5 protein-coding genes and 2 pseudogenes are annotated in these 4,033 nt (G+C 39.4%); all 7 read right to left on the bottom strand.

Features of this window, described 5'->3' with window-relative positions:
* A pseudogene (locus tag Q1V93_RS12695) lies at nucleotides 1-332 on the bottom strand (AraC family transcriptional regulator); the annotation flags it as partial.
* Nucleotides 333-602: 270 nt separating this feature from the next.
* Nucleotides 603-755 carry a lmo0937 family membrane protein gene (locus tag Q1V93_RS12690; RefSeq protein WP_300665227.1) on the bottom strand — a complete coding sequence of 51 codons (153 nt, stop codon included), beginning with the start codon at nucleotides 753-755 and terminating at the stop codon, nucleotides 603-605.
* Nucleotides 756-867: 112 nt separating this feature from the next.
* Nucleotides 868-1,311: a peptidase M23 gene (locus Q1V93_RS12685; RefSeq protein ID WP_300665226.1), complete on the bottom strand. Its 444-nt coding sequence runs from the start codon at nucleotides 1,309-1,311 to the stop codon at nucleotides 868-870.
* Nucleotides 1,312-1,558: 247 nt separating this feature from the next.
* The gene (locus tag Q1V93_RS12680) at nucleotides 1,559-1,801 is read right to left on the bottom strand and encodes a hypothetical protein (protein ID WP_300665225.1); all 243 of its coding nucleotides are present in this window, start codon (nucleotides 1,799-1,801) and stop codon (nucleotides 1,559-1,561) included.
* 232 nt (nucleotides 1,802-2,033) lie between these two features.
* Nucleotides 2,034-2,882, bottom strand: coding sequence for a thioredoxin family protein (locus Q1V93_RS12675; protein WP_300665224.1), 849 nt, complete (start codon nucleotides 2,880-2,882; stop codon nucleotides 2,034-2,036).
* 108 nt (nucleotides 2,883-2,990) lie between these two features.
* A complete protein-coding gene (locus Q1V93_RS12670; protein ID WP_300665223.1) occupies nucleotides 2,991-3,659 on the bottom strand; it encodes a hemerythrin domain-containing protein in 669 nt (222 codons plus the stop codon).
* A 109-nt stretch (nucleotides 3,660-3,768) separates the two neighbouring features.
* A pseudogene (locus Q1V93_RS12665) lies at nucleotides 3,769-4,033 on the bottom strand (MFS transporter); the annotation flags it as partial.

The following is a 4,033-nucleotide window of genomic DNA, read 5'->3' as shown; positions in this document are numbered from 1 at the left end:
AACAAATTGGACAGGTAGGTGTAATCGTAATTGAGTTTTTCACTGATGTAATCGGAATAGTTCATTTTGGGAGCATCGTCCAGGTAATGAACCATTTCAATGACTACACTTTTGATCTGTTCAATCAGAATATTCGTCCGGTCTTCCAAAAGTTCCAGTCCGCACCCCGATAAATTCATGCGCAGTTTTTCACGGGTTTCCTCCGAAATGTTTTCCCGGATTTCCACCATTCCCAAATCCACTTTTGCAGGATGCAAACCCAGATTCGCCAACTTCTCCTTCACGACCATCTTACATCTATGGCTCACCATGTATTTGATATACAACTTCACAATACTAAATTTTAATAAAAAAACTTCTACCTATTTAGCTATCGTTAAGTTCCCGGAGGGAAAACATCAGGAATTCAGTTTCATTCAGTCACAGTGTTTAATCAATCTTGGTAACTTGTAAGTTATGACATATTATCTACCGATCAAAACTCAAAATACCTGTTTTATGATTTGTTAGGACTTTGTCTCTTCAAAAAAAGGTCCTGACAAGTGTTGGTTTATGATGCTATGTCTTGCCCGAAAATTCAGGTGATTTTTGAAATTCTAAAATCATTCTTTTCTGCCCGAAAACAGTTGTACTAAAAGTGCTATCAAAGCAACGAGCAGAATCAAATGAAATAAACCTCCTGTGTGATATCCGAAATATCCGATAGCCCATCCGATAATTATCAGGATGGCTATTGTGCTCAATATTGTTCTCATGATCGTTCTTATTAAGGGTAAATACTTCGTGGTATCAAAAAGGAGTAATGATGTATTACTCCTTTTCAACCACTTCTCCGGATGATTTATCCGGAACTATTGTTTATTTGTATTACTTGACATTGTCTTTGCCAAGGTCTTTGAAAGCTTTTCCGAGTTCATTCATGTCATTTTTAAACTCTCTTTTGAACTCTTCCCAGTTTTCCCGGCTGTTGCTTTTGTATTCTTTGATACGTGCTTCCAGCTCATCATTCTGTTCCTGAAGTGCTTCGATGCGTTTGTTTCGTTCTTCAATCGCTGCTGCTTTCGCCTTTACCTTTTCCTTTTTCAATTGCTCGATTTGTAACTTATTGTTTTCAATATCGGCTTGTATGGATTGGCGGAAGTCTTCTACTTCTTTTTCATACGCTTGTTGCGCCTCGTTTAAATCTTCTTTTGCGTCCCTGACTTCTTCAGCCGCTTTGTCGACCTTTTCTGATTTTGTTTCAGTACAACTTGCAAGAACAATGATCAGCAATGACAAAGCTAAACGGACAATTCTACTTCTTCTTTTCATGACTATCCAGATTAAAAAAGTGAATTCGTTTTCACTTATTACAAATATGCAACGGTACTTTTTCTAAAGTTTTACACGATTCGAACGAATTCTTACATATTTTACAGAATTGCCGGCTGAAAAACAGAAAACAAAAAAACGCCCTTCCACCAACCGGCAGAAGAGCGCTTTTCTCTGGACAGAACCTAACAGTTACTATTAGTTATTTAATAGTAGCTGGTTATGCCGCTGATCCAGATTGTCAGAATCAAACTTCACATTTGTTGATGATGTCAATCACTTCATCACGCGTTTTGTTCAATTTGGCTCCAATTTTGTCCAATAACTGATTTTCTTTTCCGGGCTCGAATTTCAAATCAGAATCTGTTAATTGCCGGTACTGTTCTTTCAACTGTGTAGACTGTTTTCCCCAGTTACCCGTAATTTCAAAATTTCCTGCATACTTTCCCATATTCGCATTGGGATTCGTATTTTTTTCTGTCGTTGCCATAACCTTTACTTTAATGAATAATAACCTGTTACTTCTTACAAAGGTCTTTCATCGGCAATGAAAAATTCTTACATTCAAATGAGCTTTTTTTACATATTTTTTGTTTCAAAGTCAGTTTTATACAAATCTCACATTGAGTAAAACCGCAATAGCAGGCATAAAAAACTCTGCTATCGCGGGAAGCGATGCAGAGTCTATCGTATCAAGAGAATAAAACCGGAATTATTCGGGTTTATTTATCAAACTGTCCTTTTACATAGTCGAGGTATTCTTCCATGGAAGGAAGATTCGGAACATTGCATTTCTGAAGGTATGGAAACAATTCAACGACCATGGATTTCATCACGTCGAAATCATTGGCTTCTTTCGCCTGCTGGTAAGTGTTCATGAAATAATCGTTGATTTTATTGAGGTATTCCTCTTTATCAGCCTGGTTTTTCGGATCGTCCAGGAATTGCTTGCTCAGTGGAGTTTTGTAATCGTGAACCGCAGATTTGAAGACAGCCAGTTCAACTGCATCATTCAAATCCAGATCCGGTTTTTTCTGGTAATATTCCGCAGCATATTTTGCTAATGAATCGTGTTGGTTTTCACTCAAAACTTTCACATATGCTTTCAGGTCTGAAGGCTTCTTTTTGGATTTCAGGTATTGTTTTCGTGCAAGGGAAACAGGATTTGATTCCGGGTTTACAATTTCCTGTCCTTTTGCCAGCAATTGTTTTGCCTGCATTCCGCCAACTACTTTTCCTGCCAGGTTTCCGGATGCGTCAAAGTAAAGCAAGGTAGGATAAGCTCCGATTCCATATTTCGACATGACTTCCGGACCATCGTTTTTCTCACCGTCCAATTTCAACGAGATAAAATTCGCATTGTAAAAAGCACTTACTTCCGGATCTACGAAAGCTGTTGCAGCCATTTGCTTACAAGGTCCGCACCAGGTTGCGTAAACATCTACAAACAGCGGTTTCTTCGCTTGTTTTGCCTTTGCCAAAGCTTCATTCAGGGTTCCGTGTTCGAAGGTAATTTGCCCGAATGAAAAAGCGCTTAAAAAAGCTATCAAGGCAAGAATTGTCAATTTCATCTTTCAGTTTTTTGTTGAAGTTACGAAAAGGGCAAGGATCATACCAAAAATCGGGGAAACAAAGGATCGGGAAGCATTGGAATGCTAAACGGAACGAAATGACCGGTTCTATCCCAATAAGTGAAGTTCCAGATCCACCAAACGCGGTAGCAGCACTTCATCTTCCAACACAGCGTGAACAGCCAGATCTTTTTCGAAATGTTCCAGTTGCGTCATGAAAATACGGAATGCAAAAGGGGTTTTCTGCCGTTGAATGTGCTCGTCAATTTTCCGTCGTACTTCATTCAGATCTTCTTCCAGGTTGGAATGGTTTTCAAAGAATTGTTTCAGGGTAAAATTCCCGAAACGCGTTCTGTCGATCTCTTTCCCCGTATTCTGAAACTCCAGTAAAGACTGAATATATGGAAACAAGAACACTTCTTCGTACTGAATATGCGCTACCAGTTTCTTTTGATACGAAATGAAAAATCCGCAAAGCATCAGCAGCACATTGTCCGAATTGGTTTGTTTGCTGTACAAATTATAGATCGACTGCTCTATTTCAGGAAGCTTGGTATTGAGATAAACGCCATGCGCCTTTTTCAAGGTATTCAGCAAATCCTGAATAGATACTTTTTGAAGCACTTCTTCCGGAAATTCGGTAAGTCCTTCCTGAACCATACTCAACAATGTCTGCAAAGAGTCTTCCGAAATCGTATAAACCGGCTGATTATCCGAACGCTCTTTTAAAAGACGCTCCGACAAACTGGATTCTACTTTATTTTTCTGCTCTTCCATCATACTCACGGTTTTTTGTAATTCAGTCAATCACGGTTAAAACAAAAATACGAAGATGAATTCAGCTCACAATACCCTAAAAAGGGTAAAGAACACGCGATTGGAAAAATTAACTTTTCCGCACGGGTTGAGAAGACAATTCCGCATCCTGGTTTCTGAATTTCAGAATCAACAGCCCCGTAATCAACGCCCCGGTCAAAGCCATCAATAAACCAACAAAGTTCGGAGAGGTAAAATCGTAACCCATTACGAGCGGAATTCCCCCAAGAAAAGCTCCCAATGCATTCCCGATATTGAAACTTGCCTGAAGAGCTGCCGAAGCAATCATTTCGGCACCCGTTGCAGCCTGAATCATCAACATCTGAATCGGGGCA

The organism is Fluviicola sp. (assembly GCF_030151805.1).
Classification (GTDB): domain Bacteria; phylum Bacteroidota; class Bacteroidia; order Flavobacteriales_D; family Crocinitomicaceae; genus Fluviicola.
The sequence above is the reverse complement of the archived record's forward strand: the minus strand, read 5'-3'. Positions and strand labels throughout refer to the sequence as shown.